Origin of the sequence: Mycobacterium sp. 1465703.0 (assembly GCF_001672975.1) — a bacterium.
In the GTDB taxonomy this organism is placed as follows: Bacteria; Actinomycetota; Actinomycetes; order Mycobacteriales; family Mycobacteriaceae; genus Mycobacterium.
The window spans coordinates 1-16,659 of record NZ_LZKU01000008.1; the positions used below are offsets into that span (position 1 = coordinate 1).

Here is a 16,659-nt window from a genome sequence, read left to right on the forward strand (position 1 = left end):
CCCGTTGTCGCTCAGAGGCGGGCGCTTCACCACCCGTCCCGCGGATGGACGGGTTTGACGGGCGTTAGCCGGCCAACGTCGCCGCCTTCTTCCTCGTCGATGCCAATGCGCTCGTGCAGTTTGACCAACGGTTTAGGCGCCCACCAGTTGGCCCGGCCCATCAAGCGCATGAACGCCGGAAGCAGCAGCATACGAACGAGCGTCGCGTCGACCACCACTGCCAGGGTGAGTCCCAGACCGAACATCCTCATGAACGACACCCGCGCGGCTATCAACGCGGCGAAGGAGATCGACATCAACAGCGCCGCTGCGGTCACAACCCGACCGGACCGAGCCACCCCCTGCGCGACGGCCTCGTCGTTATCCTCTGGCGTTCGGCCGGAGGCCAACCAGTGCTCACGGATCCGAGACACCAAAAAGACCTCGTAATCCATCGAGAGACCGAACGCGATGCAGAACAGCAGCACCGGCATGTGGATCATCAGGGTGCCGTTGGCCGTGGTGCCCAGGGCACCCAGGTGGCCTTGCTGGAAGATCCAGACCAGGGCGCCGAATGCGGCGGTCAGCGACAAGACGTTGAGCACCAAGGCTTTCAGCGGCATCACCACACTGCCGGTCAACGAGAACAACAGCGCGAAGGTGATCACCGCGATGATCGACAAGACAAGCGGCAGCCGCGACGTGACCGCCCCCGCGCTGTCGCGGTTTATCCCTGCCCGGCCGGTGAACAGCACGTCGCGGCCACCGGGTCCGGCGATGGCCGCGAGACGATCCAGCTGTCGTTCCGATGCGGCGGAGAACAACGTGGCCGTGCTGCGAACCGTGAGGAAGACACTGCCGTCCTTCGCGCCGGTGGGCGCCGAAGGTGGCCCGACCGGCGCGCCGTTCTGGAAGGTTCCGCCGGGTGTTGACACCGACACGACGTCGGCTACCTGCGAGAGTTGAACGGCATATCGCTCGATCTCGCCGGGGGCCAACCCGGTCGCATCGGGGATCACCACGGTCACGTCCCGATCCGTGCTGACCGCGAAATCTGAACGCATGTCGTCGCCGACCTGGCGCGCCGATGCCGAGGTCGGCAGCACGCGATCATCGGAGAAGCCCCAATTCGCCCCCAGAAAAGGCGCCCCCAGCACCAGCAAGAACGCGATGACCGCTAGGCCGATCGAAATCGGCCGTCGCATCACGGCTTTCGTCGAGCGGTACAAGAAGCTCTGTTGGATCGGGCCGGGCACCGGCTCTGGGCGCCCGCCCGCCCGCCGAATCAGCCGCCGCACGTTGAGCGCGTCCAGCCGGTCGCCGAGGACCACGATCAGGGCGGGAGTAATCACCACCGCCGCGACGGCCGCCAATGCGACCACGGCGATGCCCGCGTAGGCGAAGGACTTCAGGAAGTACATCGGAAACAGCACCATCGTGGCCATGGACAGTGCGACGGTCGTCGCCGAGAACAGCACCGTTCGCCCGGCCGTGCACATGGTGCGAACCAATGCATCGTCGCGCGGCATGCCGTCGGCGAGCTCGTCGCGGTATCGGCTGATGATCAACAAGGTGTAGTCGATGGCCAACGCCAAACCCATCGCCACCGTCAGGTTGAGCGCGAATATCGAGACGTCGGCGAAGAGTGTGATCGCTTTCAGCATCGCCAAGGTGCAAACGATGGCAAAGCCGCCTACCGCCATCGGAATCGCCGCGGCGAGCATGCCGCCGAACACCCACACCAGCACGATGAAGCTCAGTGGAAACGCGATGGATTCCATCACCAACAGGTCTTTTTCGCTTTGCTTATTGATCTGCGAATACGTCAGAGCCTCGCCGCCGGCCTTCACCGTGACGCCGTCACGATCGTGCGCGAGCTTCTTCGCCAACGCCGCGGCATTCTTCTGGGCGTTGGTCTCGCCACCGCGAATGCCGGCGATGATCAGTCCGGTCTTACCGTCCTTGCTGATCAGGCCCGCCGCGGCCGGAGCCGGAAGGGTCCACGCCGAGCTGACCTGGGCAACATCCGGCGACGCTTTCAGCTGCGCGAAGATGTCGGTGGCTACCTCTCGGGCGGACACGCTTTGGGCGCCCGCCTCGGCGGTCACCTCGAAAACCATCTGTTGGTCGCCGTAGTCGAACTTCTCCGCGAGCACCCGCTGCGCCCGCGAAGACTGCGACGACGGATCCTGATACCCACCCGCCGACAGCACGTCGAGGGCGGAGACGCCGAAAACTCCGGCCGCGACCATGACCAGGAAAGCCGCGGCGACGATCCTGCGCGGCGCGATTATGGCGAGTCGAGCGGCTCCCCGTAACACCTGGTGCTCTCCCTACCTCGCGGGGCGAGTGAGTGTCCTTTCCGGTCAGTTCTTGGGCCCACCCCGAAATCGGTTGCCGAGCCGGATGCCGGGCAACAGCAGGCTGCGCGGCGCGAACCGGCCGCCGGTGCTGACCACTTTGGGCACCATGCCGGGCACCACCGTGCGCCGTCCGGCCAGCATTCCCCCGATGGCCGCCTCGGCCACGTCGCGTGGCGAGACTTGCGCAATGGCGATGCTGAACCGCTCGGCGTTGGCGATCTCGGCCCACTCGGTCGGCACCGGTCCCGGGCACAGGCAGGTGACCGACACCCCCGTCCCATGCAACTCCTCGTGCACGGCTTCGGAGAACGTCTGGACGAACGCCTTGGTGGCCGAGTAAACCGCCATGTAGGGAACCGGCTGAAATCCGGCGATCGACGCGATGTTCATCACCGCACCGGCACCGCGCTCCACCATGCCGGGCAGCGTGGCGTGGGTGAGTTCCATCAACGCCAGCGCGTTGAGGGTGACCTCTTCGCTCTCCCGCTCCACCGGCAATTCGTGGAACACCCCGCTGGTGCCGAAGCCGGCGCTGTTGCACAGGCCGGCGATCGCTTCGGTGCGCAACCGGTGAGCCAGTTTGGCGCGGGCCTTGCTGTCGCTGAGATCCAGCGGCAGCACCTCGACGGCGACCGAATACTCCTGGCCGACCTCGTTGGCCAACTCGTCGAGGCGCTCGCGGCGGCGCGCGACCAGCAACAGCGGGAAGCCGCGGCGGGCCAATCCGCGCGCCAGTTCGGCGCCGATACCGGACGAGGCGCCGGTGATGACAACGGTGGTCTGAAGGTCAGGTTTCGGAAGGCTCATGGTCTCACCAATGTATCCCTCGGGTAGCCCGGACGAAGTTCTCGCTGCGCTTGTCGAATTCTGTTGTCTCGGTTGTTGATTCACCGCCCTTTGCGGCGTCGGAGTCACCGAACATGGCGAACGCCCGGTTGCGCACCCGGTCCATCACCGCCGGGTTGACCGCATCGGCGACGGCGGCGAACTGCCCGAACGGTGAGCTGGCCCGGCGCGGCCGGTGCACGATGGCGTCGGCGATCACCCCGGCCGCCTGCTCGGGCGTCAGCGCCGGGAACTTGTCGTAGAGCGTGGTCGGGCTGATCATCGGCGTGCGCACCAGGGCCATATGCACCGTGGTGAACCGGACGCCGTCGTTCACCGTTTCGGCTTGCAACACGTCGCACAAACTGTCCAGGGCAGCCTTGCTGGCGATGTAGGCCCCGAACCGCGGCGCGCGGGTCTGCACACCGACCGAGGACACGTTGATCACGTGCCCGTACCCCCGCTCCCGCATGCCCGGAATGAACTTGAGGATGAGCTGGACCGCACCCAGGTAGTTCAACTGCATGGTGCGCTGATAATCATGAATCCGGTCGTAGGACAGCTCGAGTGAACGCCGAATCGAGCGCCCGGCGTTGTTGATCAAAATGTCCACCCCACCCAGGTCGGCGAGCACCTGATCGGCCATCGCGGCGATGGCGTCCATGTCCGACAGGTCGCAGGGGTAGACGTGGGCGGCCCCGCCGTGACCGCGGATCTCGTCGGCGACCTTCTCCAGGTTTTCCCGGGTCCGGGCCACCAGCGCTACCGCACCGCCTGCTTCCGCGATCTTCTTCGCGGCGGCCTCGCCGATGCCCGAGGATCCTCCGGTGATCAGGGCGGTCTTGCCCTCGACGGCGTCCTCGAGGCTGCGTCCCTGGACCGCGTCGAGCAGGTTCCTCAAATAGAAGGGTCGATACCGTCCGGCCGAGTTCGGGGTGTTGACGATGTGAGACACCGCCGCCAGCGGTTTTTCCACCAGGTTCCCGAGCGAGTTCTCCACCAAGTTCGTGATGTCACCAAGGTTCATCGGCTTCGCTCCTGATGATGTGAGCCCCCCGACCGCAACTGGCCAGCCCGATGGCCACGACCGCCTTGCGGGGCTGCGCGAGTGATGTGACGTGCGTCATTAAGCCAACCTAGGACATCCGCGTGTCGCCTCGACGCGGATTGCCGTCAACTGACGCGACGCGCACCCTCACGGTTCGCCGAGCATGACCGCCAGCTGTGGGCAATCCGCTTGTTACACAGAGCAATCCGGGCGTGATCGCGCACTAACTGACGAGCAACGCCAAGATGCTCCAATCGTGCTTATGAAAATTCTGGGGCGCTTCCGCAAGTCCGCGCCGGTCACCATCTATGACCGGATCGGCGGGCAGGAGGCGATCGAAGTCGTGGTCGAGGACTTCTACGTTCGGGTGCTCGCCGACGATCAGCTGTCCGGGTTTTTCACCGGCACGAACATGAACCGGCTCAAGGGCAAACAGGTCGAGTTCTTCGCCGCGGCGCTAGGCGGCCCGGAGCCCTATACCGGTGCAGCGATGAAGCGGGTGCACCAGGGCCGCGGGATCACCATGCACCACTTCAATCTGGTGGCCGGTCATTTGGCCGACGCCCTGGCCGGCGCCGGGGTGCCGTCCGAGACGGTGGCGGAGATACTCGGCGCGATCGCACCGTTGGCTCCCGAGATCGCGACGGGCGGCAAGGTCACGGTCTGACCGCTCGGCGCGCATTGCGGCGCACCGAAATTTGTGCGCCATAGTCGCGAACGGTGCCTAGCATGCCTGACATGCGGCGCACATTTGACGACCTGATCGCGGAGGCGGACGCCGCCCCGGTCGAGGGCTGGGAATTTTCCTGGCTGGACGGCCGGGCCACCGAGGAACGCCCGTCGTGGGGTTACCAGCGGCTGTTGCACGGCCGGCTGGCAACGGTGTCGGCCGCGCTGGACATTCACACCGGCGGCGGGGAGGTGCTGTCCGGCGCGGCGCCGTTCCCGCCCACCATGGTGGCCATCGAGACGTGGCCCCCCAACGCCGCCCTGGCGACCCGGCGCCTGCATCCGCTCGGCGTGGTGGTCGTCGCGACCCGTGATGAGCCGCCGTTGCCGTTCGCCGATGAGGCGTTCGACCTGGTGACCACGCGTCATCCGATCTCCGTCTGGTGGACCGAGATCCTCCGGGTGCTGCGGCCGGGCGGCACCTACTTCGCGCAGCACATCGGTCCGGCCACCATGGGCGAGCTGGTCGAGTACTTCATCGGGCCGCAGCTGCAGAAATGGGCCGAGTTTCATCCGGAATCCGTCCGCGCGCAGGCCGAGGCCGCTGGGCTGCAGGTCGTCGATCTGCGCATGGAGCGGATGCGAGCCGAGTTCTTCGACATCGGCGCCGTGGTGTACTTCCTGCGCAAGGTGATCTGGACGGTGCCCGACTTCACCGTGCAGCGCTACCGTGACCGGCTGGCCGAATTGCACCAGCAGATCGAAAACGACGGGCCGTTCGTCACTTACTCGACCCGGCTGCTCGTCGAGGCGCGCAAGCCTGGGTGAGTCAGCCCTCGTCGCGCAACACATCCAGCGCGTGTTGCAGGTCGGGCGGGTAGGGGCTGACGATCTCCACCCGCCGGCCGTCGGCGGGATGGGCGAACGCCAGCGACCGGGCGTGTAGCCATTGACGATCCAGGCCAAGCTTTTTCGCGAGCTTGGGGTCGGCGCCGTAGACAAGGTCACCGCAGCACGGGTGATGCAGCGCGGAGAAGTGCACCCGGATCTGGTGGGTGCGGCCGGTTTCCAGGTGCACGTCGAGCAGGCTGGCGGCGACGAAGGCTTCCACGGTGTCGTAGTGGGTGAGGCTGTGCCGGCCGTCCTTGGTGACCGCGAACTTCCACTCGCCGCCGCGGTGACGTCCGATGGGTGCGTCGATGGTCCCGCTCGACGGATCCGGATGTCCCTGCACCAGCGCGTGATAGCGCTTGTCGACGGTGCGCTGTTTGAACGCCCGCTTGAGCACGGTGTAGGCGCGCTCGGACAGCGCCACCACCATCACCCCGGACGTGCCGACGTCGAGGCGGTGCACGATGCCCTGTCGCTCGGGCACACCCGAGGTGGTGATCCGGTAACCCGCGGCGGCCAGGCCACCGAGCACCGTGGGTCCGGTCCAGCCCACCGATGCGTGCGCGGCCACCGCCGCCGGCTTGTCGACCGCGACGATGTCGTCGTCGGAGTACAGGATCGTCATGCCCTCGATGTCGACGGGCGTGTTCTGCGGGGGCGCCGGCGCCTCGGGCAGGCGCACGTGCAGCCACGCGCCGCCGGTCAGCCGGTCGGACTTGCCGGCCTGCACCCCGTCGAGTTCGACACCGCCGTCTTCGGCCAGCGCCGCCGCCGCGCTGCGAGACAGCCCCAGCAGCCGGGCCAGACCGGCATCGACACGCATGCCCGCCAGTCCCTCCGGCACGGGCATCGAGCGGTCACTCACCCGCACGGTCTCCGGCGTCGTCCTCGTCCTTGCGCCGGTCGGCGGCGGTGCGCCGACCAACTGAGTCGAAGTCGAATCCGAAGATCGACAGCACCACCAGCAGGATGGCGCCGCCCACCACGGAAGGGTCGGCGACGTTGAATACCGGCCACCAGCCGACCGATAGGAAGTCCACCACGTGACCGCGCAGCGGTCCCGGGGCCCGGAAGAAACGATCGACCAGGTTGCCCATCGCGCCGCCCAGGATCATGCCCAGGCCAACCGCCCACCAGGGCGACACCAGCCGCCGCCCCATCCAGAAGATGCCGACCACCACACCGGTGGCGATCAGGGTGAGCACCCAGGTGTATCCCGTCGCCATCGAGAACGCCGCGCCCGAATTGCGCACCAGGGTCCAGGTCACCGTGTCGCCGATGATCGGCACCGGCTGTCCCGGTGGCAGCAGTTCGACGGCGAGGACTTTGGTGACGACGTCGAGGGTCAGCACGATTGCCGCGATCGACAGCAGCAGTCGCAGCCGCCGCGCCGGCGCGACGGTTCCGGGCGCCGCGGCCCGCTCGACCGGGGCGGCCTCACCAGCCTCTTCGGCTGAGGTCAACGGCTCAGTCGATTTCGTTGGTTCTTCAGGCACTCTCTCATCATCCTCTACTGCCCCACGCAGGCTAGCGGTGTTCGCCGACCGGCGATGCGCAATGATGCCAGCATGGCCCGGCTCACCGTGATCGCTACCGGAGGCACGATATCGACCGGCACCGGCGCCGACGGGGTGCACCGACCGTCGTACAGCGGAGCGGATCTGATCGCGCCCTTTCGCGCCGCACACGACGTCGACGTGGTTGACCTGCTGGCGGTCGACAGCTCGGAGCTGACGCTGGCCGACTGGGACCGGATCCGCGACGCGTTGACAACCGCGGTCGACGGCGGCGCCGACGGTGTGGTGGTGCTGCACGGCACCGACACCATGGAGGAAAGCGCGCTGTGGCTCGATCTCACCTATGCGGGACAGGCCCCGGTCGTGCTGACCGGCGCGATGCGCAGCGCCGACGCCCCCGACGCGGACGGTCCGGCGAACGTGCGCGACGCCCTGGCGGTGGCGGCCACACCGGCCGCCCGCGACCTGGGCGTGGTGATGTGTTTCGCCGGCCGGGTGCTGCAACCGCTGGGCATGAGCAAGGTGGCCACCGAGGACCTGAGCGGTTTCACCGGCCAGTTGCTCGGGGCCGTGGTCGGCGAGGTGAAGTTGACCGGCCCGAAGACGCGCCCCTACGTCGGTGAACTGCGGGCCGCCAGTGCGCCGCGCGTCGACATCGTCGCGACGTACCTGGGCGGTGACGCGGTGGCACTGGATGCGTGCGTGGCCGCCGGCGCGCAGGCGGTGGTGCTCGAGGCGCTGGGTTCGGGCAATGCCGGGCCCGCGGTGGTCGAGGCGGTGCGCCGGCACTGCGGCAACGGAATCGTGGTCGCGGTGTCCACCCGCGTTCCCGGCGGGCGGGTCGGCGCCAGCTATGGCCCTGGACACCAGATGGCCGCCGCCGGGGCGGTGCTGGTGCCGAGGTTGCGGCCGCCGCAGGCGCGGGTACTGCTGATCGCCGCGCTGGCCGGGAAGCTACCGGTCGCCGACGTCCTCGCCCGGTGGGGCTGAGAGCGCATCGGCCTGCAAACCACCGACATAGTCGGGCCAATCCAGTGAGTCGACCGGGTTGGCGCGCACCAGGTCGCCGCCGTCGGCGGGAAACGTCCGGGCCGGGCCCGGGCCGGAGCTGCGGGTTTCGAACCGCGCGGTGACCACGCCGTGGCCGGCGCCCTGTACCCAGCCGTGCCCAAGATCGCGGTGGGCCACGTCGTCTCCCACCCGCCAGCCGGCGTCACCGGGCCCGGGGGCGAACATGGCCTCGGCCGCGGTTTCGACCGAAGATGAATCCTGTTGCGGCTCCGGCAATTCCAAGTCCGGAAACAACGATTCCTGACGCACGTCGCTCAACCCCGAAAATCCCACGCCCAGAAGGCGAATGGGCCCGATCTCGCGCGGATCGAGCAGCAGCCGGCGGGCCACGCCCACCAGGGCGGCCACCTCGGTGGTGGCATACGGCAGCGTCGCCGAACGGGTGAGGGTGTTCATATCGGATTTCTTCAGCTTGACCGTCACGGTGCGCGCGCCACGGCCGTCACGCAGCAGGCGGTGATGGGCATGCTCGGCGATCGGCTCGATCGCCTCACGCAACTGCTCCAGGCTGGTCAGGTCGACGGCAAAGGTGGATTCGGAGCTGATCTGCTTGGCTTCGGCGCGCTCGGCGACCGGACGGTCGTCGATCCCGCGGGCAAGCCGGTGCAGCGCTGGCCCGATGGTGGCGCCCAAGATGTTGGCCGCCTCGGCGTCGGTCAACGCGGCCAGTTCGCCGACGGTCTCGATGCCCAGCCGGTGCAGCTTCTCCTCGGCAACCGGCCCGATCCCCCACAGCCGGCGCACCGGCAGCCCGGCGAGCAGTAGTTGTTCTTCGGCGCGGCGCACCACGCGAATCCCGTCGGGCTTGGCCAGGCCGGAGGCGATCTTGGCGATCTGCTTTCCGGAGCCGGCGCCCACCGAGGCGATCAGCCCGGTGCTGTCACGAACCCGTCCGCGCAGATCCTCACAGAACGCCTCGACGTCCTCGGCAGACGCCCCGGCGAGTTGGGCGGGTTCGCCGAACCCCTCGTCGAAGGACAACTGCTCGACGACGGGCACCACGGCGCGAATGGTGTCGAAGACGCGCCGGCTGGCCAGTCCGTAGACCACTCCGCGCGGCGGCAACACCACCGCATTCACCCCGACCAGACGGCGGGCCTGCTGCATGGGCATGGCCGACCGCGCCCCGAACACGCGCGCCTCGTAACTGGCCCCGGCCACCACACCGCGTCCACCCATGCCGCCGACCAGCACCGGACGCCCGCGCAGCGTCGGGCGGGTGAGTTGCTCGACGGAGGCGAAGAACGCATCCATGTCCAGGTGCAGCACCCACCGCGACTCCACACGATTGATGCTAGGTCCCGCACGAAGGGCCAGTTGGACTACCGTTTCCGCTATGGCCATGAACCGTGCGCATTGGCGAATCTGCAGCTCGAAGCGCTGGGCCAAGGGGGTCGAGGCCGGCTGATGGACACCAGACCCGGGGAGGCGCCCGGGGGTGCTGCGTCGCCCTCGACGCGATGGGCGCGGCTGCGCCACCAGTGGAACGAGCGCCTGCAACCCGGCGAGCAGGCCACCGTGTTGGCGTGGGCATCGTTCACCCTGACCTTCGCCGGGCTGCGCGGGCTGACGCACTGGATTCGCAGCGGCCATGGACCTTCTGGTGGTGGGATCTCCTTGGGCGGCAGGCACTTCCACCACTACAACATCGGCATCGGGATGCTGGCGACGGTGGCCGGTATCGGGTTGCGCGGAACCGACAAGCAACGGCGCCATCCCGCGGCAGCAGTGGCCTACGGGGCCGCCAATGCCATGATCGTCGATGAGCTGGCACTGCTGCTGGACCTCAAGGACGTCTACTGGGCATCGGAGGGCCGCCGGAGCGTCGACGTCGCGGTCGGCGTCATCGCCGTCGGGGCGACGGTGGTCGCCGGTATGCCGTTCTGGCCCCATGCCCACCGGGCGCTGCGATCCCGCATCTGACGACCGGGCAGGCGTCCGCTCAGGCCTTGGCGATGCTCACCCGCACGCCGTCGCCGATTTCGGCACCATCGGCCGGCTCACCGAATTCGAAAGTGGTGGCCAGGATTTCGCCTGCGATGAGGTCGCGGTGGGTGCGCGCCCAGTCGGCGCGCTCGCCGGGCACCGCCATCACCACGCTGATGCGGTCGGAGACGTCCAGCCCGGTCGACTTGCGCAGTTCCTGCAATTCGCGGATGCGGTCCTTCGCCCAGCCCTCGGCCTCCAGCTCCGGGGTCACCGTGCCGTCCAGCACCACCAGGCCCGCTCCGTCGGGCAGGGCCGCGGTGAACTCCGGGTCGGCGGCGACCAGGCGCGAGCTGTATTCCTCGGGCTGCAATACCGCGGGGCCGGCGGTCAGGGTGCCGTCCGGATTGACGACGCCCTCCCCCGCCTTGACCGCCTTGATGGCCGCCTGCACGTCCTTGCCCAGCCGGGGCCCGGCCACCCGCGCGTTCACCGTGAGCTCGAAGCGGCCGTAGGTGTCGATCGCATCGGTCAGCTCGACGCTCTTGACGTTGAGCTCATCGGCGATGAGGTCGACGAACGACTGCAGTCGCTGTGGATTCTCCACCGCCACAGTCAGTTTCGGCAGCGGCAACCGGACCCGCAGTTTCTTGGCTTTGCGTAGCGAGGACGCGGCCGAGCAGACTTCGCGAACCTGGTCCATGGCGGCGACCAAGTCGGGATCGGCGGGCAGATCGCCGGCTTGGGGCCAATCGGTCAGGTGCACCGACCGCTGCGAAGTCAGGCCGCGCCAGACGATCTCGGTCACCGACGGAAGCAGCGGCGCGGCCAGCCGCGCGGTCACTTCCAGCACGGTGTGCAAGGTGTCGATGGCGTCCACATCTTCCTCCCAGAAGCGTGAACGCGACCGTCGCACATACCAATTCGTCAGCGCCTCGGTGAACTGGCGCAGCTGCTCGCAGGCCCGGGATATGTCACAGGTGTCCATCTCACGGGTCAGGTCGTCGCGCAGCTCGGCGAGCTTGGCCAGGATGTAGCGGTCCAGCACCTGCGTCGAATCGGTGCGCCAGGTACCGACTTTGGGTGCATAGAGGGCCAGGAAGCTGTAGGCGTTCCAGAACGGCAGCAACACCTGGCGCACCCCTTCGCGGATGCCTTGCTCGGTGACGATGAGGTTGCCCCCGCGCAGGATCGGCGAGGCCATCAGGAACCATCGCATGGCGTCGGAGCCGTCGCGGTCGAACACCTCGCTGACATCGGGATAGTTGCGCAGCGACTTGCTCATCTTCTGACCGTCGGAGCCCAGCACGATGCCGTGTGCCACACAGGTTTTGAAGGCGGGACGATCGAACAGTGCGGTGGCCAGCACGTGCAGGGTGTAGAACCAGCCGCGGGTCTGCCCGATGTATTCCACGATGAAGTCGCCGGGGTAATGGGTGTCGAACCAGTCGGCGTTCTCGAACGGGTAGTGCACCTGGGCGTACGGCATGGAGCCCGAGTCGAACCACACGTCGAGCACGTCGGGGATCCGCCGCATCGTGCTGGCGCCGGTCGGGTCGTCGGGGTTGGGCCGGGTCAACTCGTCGATGAAGGGCCGGTGCAGATTGGTGGGCCGCACCCCGAAGTCGCGCTCCAATTCGTCGAGGCTGCCGTAGACGTCGATTCTCGGATACGCGGGATCGTCGGACTTCCATACCGGAATCGGAGTGCCCCAGTAGCGGTTTCGTGAGATCGACCAGTCGCGGGCACCCTGCAACCACTTGCCGAACTGGCCGTCCTTGACGTGTTCGGGATACCAGGTGATCTGCTGGTTGAGTTCGACCATGCGGTCCCGGAACTCGGTGACCGCGACGAACCAGGATGACACCGCGCGATAGATCAGCGGATTGCGGCAGCGCCAGCAGTGCGGATAGGGGTGCTCGTAGGTTTCGTGGCGCAGCAGCACCGCCCCGTTGGCCGCGGCAGATCCGGTGCCGTTCTTCAGGTCGCGGATGATGTGCGGGTTGGCGTCAAAGACGTGCTGCCCCTGGTAATCCGGGACGGTGGCGTCGAACCGGCCTTTGGAATCGACCGGCGTGACCGGGGCGATGCCGGCCTTGTCGGTGGTCGCCATGTCGTCCTCGCCGTAGGCCGGTGCCATGTGCACGATCCCGGTGCCGTCCTCGGTGGTGACGAAGTCGCCCGGCAGCACCCGAAACGCCTTGGCGGTGTCCATGAAATACGGAAAGGGCGGCAGATACCGGGTGCCGAGCAGGTCGGCGCCGCGGTAGCTGGCCAGGATCTCGGGGTCTTCGCCCAACTCGCGGGCGTAGGCGGCCAGCCGCGCTTGCGCGAGGACGAATCGACGGCCGTCGGCCTCGACCTCGACGTAGGTCACGTCCGGGTTGACGGCGACGGCGAGGTTGGACGGCAGGGTCCACGGTGTCGTCGTCCACACCAGCAGCCGGGCCCCGTCCAGCGGGCCGCCGACCACCTGGAAGCCCACCGTGACGGCGGGATCCTGGCGGCTCTGATAGACGTCGTCGTCCATCCGCAATTCGTGGTTGGACAGCGGGGTTTCGTCGCGCCAGCAATACGGCAGCACCCGGTAACCCTCGTAGGCCAGGCCCTTGTCCCACAGCTGTTTGAACGCCCAGATCACCGACTCCATGTAGCTGGGATCCAGCGTCTTGTAGTCGTTGTCGAAGTCGACCCAGCGCGCCTGGCGGGTGACGTAGGCCTGCCACTCGTCGGTGTAGCGCAGCACCGATTCGCGGCAGGCCTCGTTGAACGCCGCGATGCCCATGTCGTCGATCTGCGATTTGTCGGTGATGCCCAGCTGGCGTTCGACTTCGAGCTCGGCGGGGAGCCCGTGGGTGTCCCAACCGAAGCGGCGCTCCACCTTGTAGCCGCGCATGGTGCGGTAGCGCGGCACGATGTCTTTTACGTAGCCGGTGAGCAGGTGGCCGTAGTGCGGCAGCCCGTTGGCGAACGGCGGCCCGTCGTAGAACACGTATTCCGGTGAGCCGTCCCGGCGCGCGATGCTGGCGCGGAAAGTGTCGTCGCGCGCCCAGTAGTCCAGCACCTCGAGCTCGAGTGCTGGGAAGTCAGGCGCTCCGCCGGCCAGCCTGGGATAGGTCTGGACGGAGTCCACGAGCTGAGCCTCGAGGTCAGCTTCGGTGCCGGGATTGTCGGTCACGATGCGCGTTGTCTCCTGTGCCACGGTGCAAACCGGGGACGACGACGCGCTGGCTGCGCGAGCGCCGCGGTACCACCCCGCTTGCCGCGCTTTCGCGTGGCCACTCGATCACGGCTGTGACGGGCCTACCCGTTCGGTTCTACTGAGCCGGCATGGCTGTTCTTCCGAAGGCTCCCCGGTGATGGCCGGATCGACGCCAGTAAGACGATTCTACGAAGACCCGCAAATCCGCGCGTACTCCAAGGGGTCGCCAAGGCGCAGAACTACGTCTGCGCCCAAGCAACCCCTTGGAGCCACGGTCGCTTGACGTCCATCGGAGTTCGCCTTTCAGGCCCGGACTTCCAGGACGCCGACCCGCCACAGCGCGGCGTACACGTGACGCAACGGCACGCTCAGCAAGCGGGCGGCGCCGTCCACCAGCGGGTCACCACCGGCGCCGAACGGCGCGGTGTCGTCGACGCGACGGCGGGCGGTGGCCGGCGAAACGTGCATGGGGGCCGGCATCGTGTCGGCCTCGGGCACCACGGTCAGGGTGCGGGCGGGCCCTACGGTTACCACTTCGTCGTAGAAAGCTGCGGTCATCATCGCCTCCTAGAGGGGAGATCCAACGGGGACTGGCTGGACTGGTGTGTCCCATCCCTGGTGGTCTCAGAACGCTTGGCGGATAACGACTTAGCGTTGCGGCGACTCAGCCGAGAATGCTGCGCCGGAGACCGGATCGGGACGAAACACAGTTCGGACTTCGGTCCGGACTATCGCTAGAGCTCATCTGTCCCTCACCTCCTCGCGGTCACGACGCATGCGCGGTCGCATGCATCTATGCGCAGCAGAGGAGCAGAACCCGACGACCGTCGGAGAACCACACCCCTCTCGTCAGAGCTTCGGCACCACACGACGTGTCCTGGCCTGGAAAACAATCCGAGCCGGAAGCCACCTGGGCTCAACCCTTAAGCCGGGAGGAGCTGTCCTGACCCGGGGCGTCTTTCGACGTTCGGGGTCAGTGGCCTGTATTCGTGTAGACGCCTCACCTAACGAGGTGCTTACCCGACCGATAATGCACGACGGGTATGACGCGGTCAAATCCCCCGGCCGCGTGTCGGTGATCCTTTACGGATTCATGAGGGTTGCACACAGCATTCGGCCAGGTTCACGGCGCTGACCTGGTCTTATGACGCGACAGGGTCAGGAAAAGGTCAGTGATCGGGGTTTGCCGGTCCGCCGCGAGCGCCTTGGCATCACTTCTCGACCAGGCCGTCGAGCCGGCCGATGGTGTCGATGAACTCTTCGACCATGTCGAGCACCACCGAGCGGGTGGGGCGAACCCGGTCGAGCGAGCCGACCACCTGTCCGACGAAGTAGGTGGCCAGCTCACGCGCCTTGGCGCCCTGATGGGCGGCCGCGGAGTTGATGCGCACCTGCGGTTCGGTGATCAGCGCGGTCTGCAGCGGCATGCCCAGCGGGTCCGGGTTTTCCGGCCGCTCCCACTCGTCGGTCCAGGCGGTGCGCAGCATCCGCGCCGGCTTGCCCGTCATCGAGCGCGACCGAACCGTGTCCGACGAGGTGGCGGCCAGGAACTTCTCCTTGACCACCGGCACGGTCTCGGCCTCTTCGGTGGTGAGCCAGACCGAGCCGCACCAGACGCCTTCGGCGCCCAGCGCCAGCGCCGCGGCGATCTGGCGACCACGCGCGATGCCGCCGGCGGCCAGCACCGGCACCGGCGCCACGGCATCGACAACCTCGGGCACCAACACCATGGTCGCCACCTCGCCCGTGTGGCCGCCCGCCTCGGTGCCCTGCGCGACGATCAGGTCGACGCCCGCGGCGGCATGCCGCTGCGCGTGGCGGGTGGTCCCGGCCAACGCGGCCACCAGCACGTCCTGGTCGTGCGCGCGCTGGACCAGGTCCGCGGGTGGCGGTCCGAGCGCGCTGGCGATCAGCCGGATGTTGTGGGCGAACGCCACGTCGAGCAGCGGCTCGTAACTCTTGGGCGAGATGTTCAGGCCACCCAGCGATCCGCGCGATGGCTCGGCGGCCGCCGTGACCCCGTAACGGGCCAGCAGGTCTTCGACGAACGCGCGATGCTCCTCGGGCAGCAGCGTGCGGGCCTGCTTGGTGTCGATCCCGCCTTGCTCGGCACCCACATATTTGGGCGGCAGCAGCAGGTCGACTCCATAGGGCTTGCCCCCGGTCTGCTCCTCAATCCAGGTCAGCTCGCTCTGCAGACGCTGGGGACTGTGCGCGGTGGCGCCCAGGATGCCGAAGCCGCCCGCGTTGGTCACCGCGGCCACCACATCCCGGCAATGGCTGAAGGCGCAGATCGGGAATTCGACTCCGAGCATCTCGGCGACCCTGGTTCGCATTGCCCGACGCTAAGAGTTATCGGTTGCTAAGTCAATCGGCCACGGAGCGTGGGAATCTCGCGCCTGAGCGGCGGCGCTAAGACCGACGGGGGCGACCCGCTCCGCCCGGCTGCGCCGCGCTCGCGATCGCCCCTACGACCGGGGAGACCGGCCGTCCGGCGGCCAGCTCGATACGCCGTCCTCCAACGGCACCTCCAGGCTTTGCAGGATCGACGCGACCATCCGCCAGGCGCCGATGACGGCGACCAACTCGATGAGAACCGTTGTGTCACCGTGGAATTCGCGCTCGCAGGCCGCCCAGCTCGCGGCGCTCACCGCGCCGTCGCGCACCACGTCGTCGGTGGCCGCGAGCACCGCCCGTTCGGTGGAGCCGAACCCGGCGTGATGCTGCCAATCTCGCACACCCAGCAGATCGTCACCGGCAACGCCGAGCCGGGATGCGACGCGCCAGTGCTGTGTCCATTCGTAGTCGCAGCCGGTGAGCCAAGCGATCCGCATGATCGCCAGTTCGCGCAGCCGCGAGTCGAGGGTTCCGTGCCAAAGCATGGTGGCGAGCAGGTCGTTGATGCCGCGTGCCAGTGGCGGATGGTTGAGCAGCACCTGAAAGATGCTGAGTTCGGCCATGTAATTGGGGACGGCCGCTTCGTCGGCGGCGGCTTTGGCTTCGTCGAGTGGCAGTTTGGGCAGGCGCGCAGTTGTCATCGGATGAGCACTCCTCCGTGCTGGCGGGACCGTCGCGTTCTACCGTCATGGTAGTCAGCGGGACGGCACGGCGAAGCCGGCCGGCGCACTGTTAGCGAGAATCGCTACTGTCCAACATATTTCGCGCAGC

At 67.6% G+C, this 16,659-nt stretch carries 14 protein-coding genes and 1 riboswitch; of the genes, 4 read left to right on the forward strand and 10 right to left on the reverse strand.

Going from position 1 to position 16,659, the window contains the following annotated elements; genetic code table 11:
* Positions 1 to 26 precede the first annotated feature (26 nt).
* Genes A5625_RS00525 through A5625_RS00535 form a run of 3 tightly spaced genes read right to left on the reverse strand, consistent with a single transcriptional unit; the run spans position 27 to position 4,194 of the window.
* The gene (locus A5625_RS00525) at positions 27 to 2,300 is read right to left on the reverse strand and encodes an MMPL family transporter (protein WP_066988439.1); all 2,274 of its coding nucleotides are present in this window, start codon (positions 2,298 to 2,300) and stop codon (positions 27 to 29) included.
* A 45-nt stretch (positions 2,301 to 2,345) separates the two neighbouring features.
* Complete coding sequence (locus A5625_RS00530) at positions 2,346 to 3,149, reverse strand: SDR family oxidoreductase (protein ID WP_066988440.1); 804 nt, start codon at positions 3,147 to 3,149, stop codon at positions 2,346 to 2,348.
* Between the two features lie 4 nt (positions 3,150 to 3,153).
* Positions 3,154 to 4,194 (reverse strand): SDR family NAD(P)-dependent oxidoreductase, encoded by a 1,041-nt coding sequence (locus tag A5625_RS00535; protein WP_066988441.1) that lies wholly within the window; start codon positions 4,192 to 4,194, stop codon positions 3,154 to 3,156.
* A gap of 283 nt (positions 4,195 to 4,477) precedes the next feature.
* Here A5625_RS00535 and A5625_RS00540 point away from each other — a divergent pair, with 283 nt between their 5' ends.
* Positions 4,478 to 4,882: a group 1 truncated hemoglobin gene (locus A5625_RS00540; protein ID WP_066988442.1), complete on the forward strand. Its 405-nt coding sequence runs from the start codon at positions 4,478 to 4,480 to the stop codon at positions 4,880 to 4,882.
* A 71-nt stretch (positions 4,883 to 4,953) separates the two neighbouring features.
* On the forward strand, positions 4,954 to 5,712 hold the full coding sequence (locus tag A5625_RS00545) for a class I SAM-dependent methyltransferase (RefSeq protein WP_066988452.1): 759 nt from the start codon (positions 4,954 to 4,956) through the stop codon (positions 5,710 to 5,712).
* 1 nt (position 5,713) lies between these two features.
* On the opposite strand, the gene A5625_RS00550 is transcribed toward A5625_RS00545, so the two are convergent.
* Positions 5,714 to 6,640 carry an RluA family pseudouridine synthase gene (locus tag A5625_RS00550; protein ID WP_066988451.1) on the reverse strand — a complete coding sequence of 309 codons (927 nt, stop codon included), beginning with the start codon at positions 6,638 to 6,640 and terminating at the stop codon, positions 5,714 to 5,716.
* On the reverse strand, positions 6,633 to 7,271 hold the full coding sequence (lspA, locus tag A5625_RS00555) for a signal peptidase II (RefSeq protein ID WP_082984174.1): 639 nt from the start codon (positions 7,269 to 7,271) through the stop codon (positions 6,633 to 6,635). Before lspA ends, A5625_RS00550 begins: the two co-directional genes overlap by 8 nt.
* Before the next feature lie 54 nt (positions 7,272 to 7,325).
* Between lspA and A5625_RS00560 the strand changes: the two genes are divergently transcribed.
* Entirely contained in the window at positions 7,326 to 8,282 is a 957-nt protein-coding gene (locus tag A5625_RS00560) for an asparaginase (protein ID WP_066988444.1), read from the forward strand.
* On the opposite strand, the gene A5625_RS00565 is transcribed toward A5625_RS00560, so the two are convergent.
* A complete protein-coding gene (locus A5625_RS00565) occupies positions 8,247 to 9,632 on the reverse strand; it encodes a DNA polymerase IV (RefSeq protein WP_197515898.1) in 1,386 nt (461 codons plus the stop codon). The two genes, A5625_RS00560 and A5625_RS00565, sit on opposite strands and share 36 nt — an antisense overlap.
* A 138-nt stretch (positions 9,633 to 9,770) precedes the next feature.
* On the opposite strand from A5625_RS00565, the gene A5625_RS00570 reads away from it, so the two are divergent.
* Positions 9,771 to 10,286: a hypothetical protein gene (locus A5625_RS00570; RefSeq protein WP_066988453.1), complete on the forward strand. Its 516-nt coding sequence runs from the start codon at positions 9,771 to 9,773 to the stop codon at positions 10,284 to 10,286.
* Between the two features lie 19 nt (positions 10,287 to 10,305).
* Here the strand turns inward: A5625_RS00570 and ileS are convergent, their stop codons facing one another.
* The 4 genes from ileS to A5625_RS00590 all read right to left on the reverse strand — a co-directional run bounded on the left by ileS (position 10,306) and on the right by A5625_RS00590 (position 16,529).
* A complete protein-coding gene (ileS, locus tag A5625_RS00575; RefSeq protein ID WP_066988454.1) occupies positions 10,306 to 13,422 on the reverse strand; it encodes an isoleucine--tRNA ligase in 3,117 nt (1,038 codons plus the stop codon).
* Between the two features lie 372 nt (positions 13,423 to 13,794).
* Positions 13,795 to 14,049, reverse strand: coding sequence for an Rv1535 family protein (locus A5625_RS00580; protein WP_066988455.1), 255 nt, complete (start codon positions 14,047 to 14,049; stop codon positions 13,795 to 13,797).
* A gap of 276 nt (positions 14,050 to 14,325) precedes the next feature.
* Positions 14,326 to 14,510: riboswitch (M-box (ykoK) riboswitch) on the reverse strand.
* A 192-nt stretch (positions 14,511 to 14,702) separates the two neighbouring features.
* Complete coding sequence (locus tag A5625_RS00585; protein WP_066988446.1) at positions 14,703 to 15,827, reverse strand: nitronate monooxygenase family protein; 1,125 nt, start codon at positions 15,825 to 15,827, stop codon at positions 14,703 to 14,705.
* A gap of 132 nt (positions 15,828 to 15,959) precedes the next feature.
* Positions 15,960 to 16,529 carry a carboxymuconolactone decarboxylase family protein gene (locus A5625_RS00590; protein WP_066988447.1) on the reverse strand — a complete coding sequence of 190 codons (570 nt, stop codon included), beginning with the start codon at positions 16,527 to 16,529 and terminating at the stop codon, positions 15,960 to 15,962.
* Positions 16,530 to 16,659: the final 130 nt, after the last annotated feature.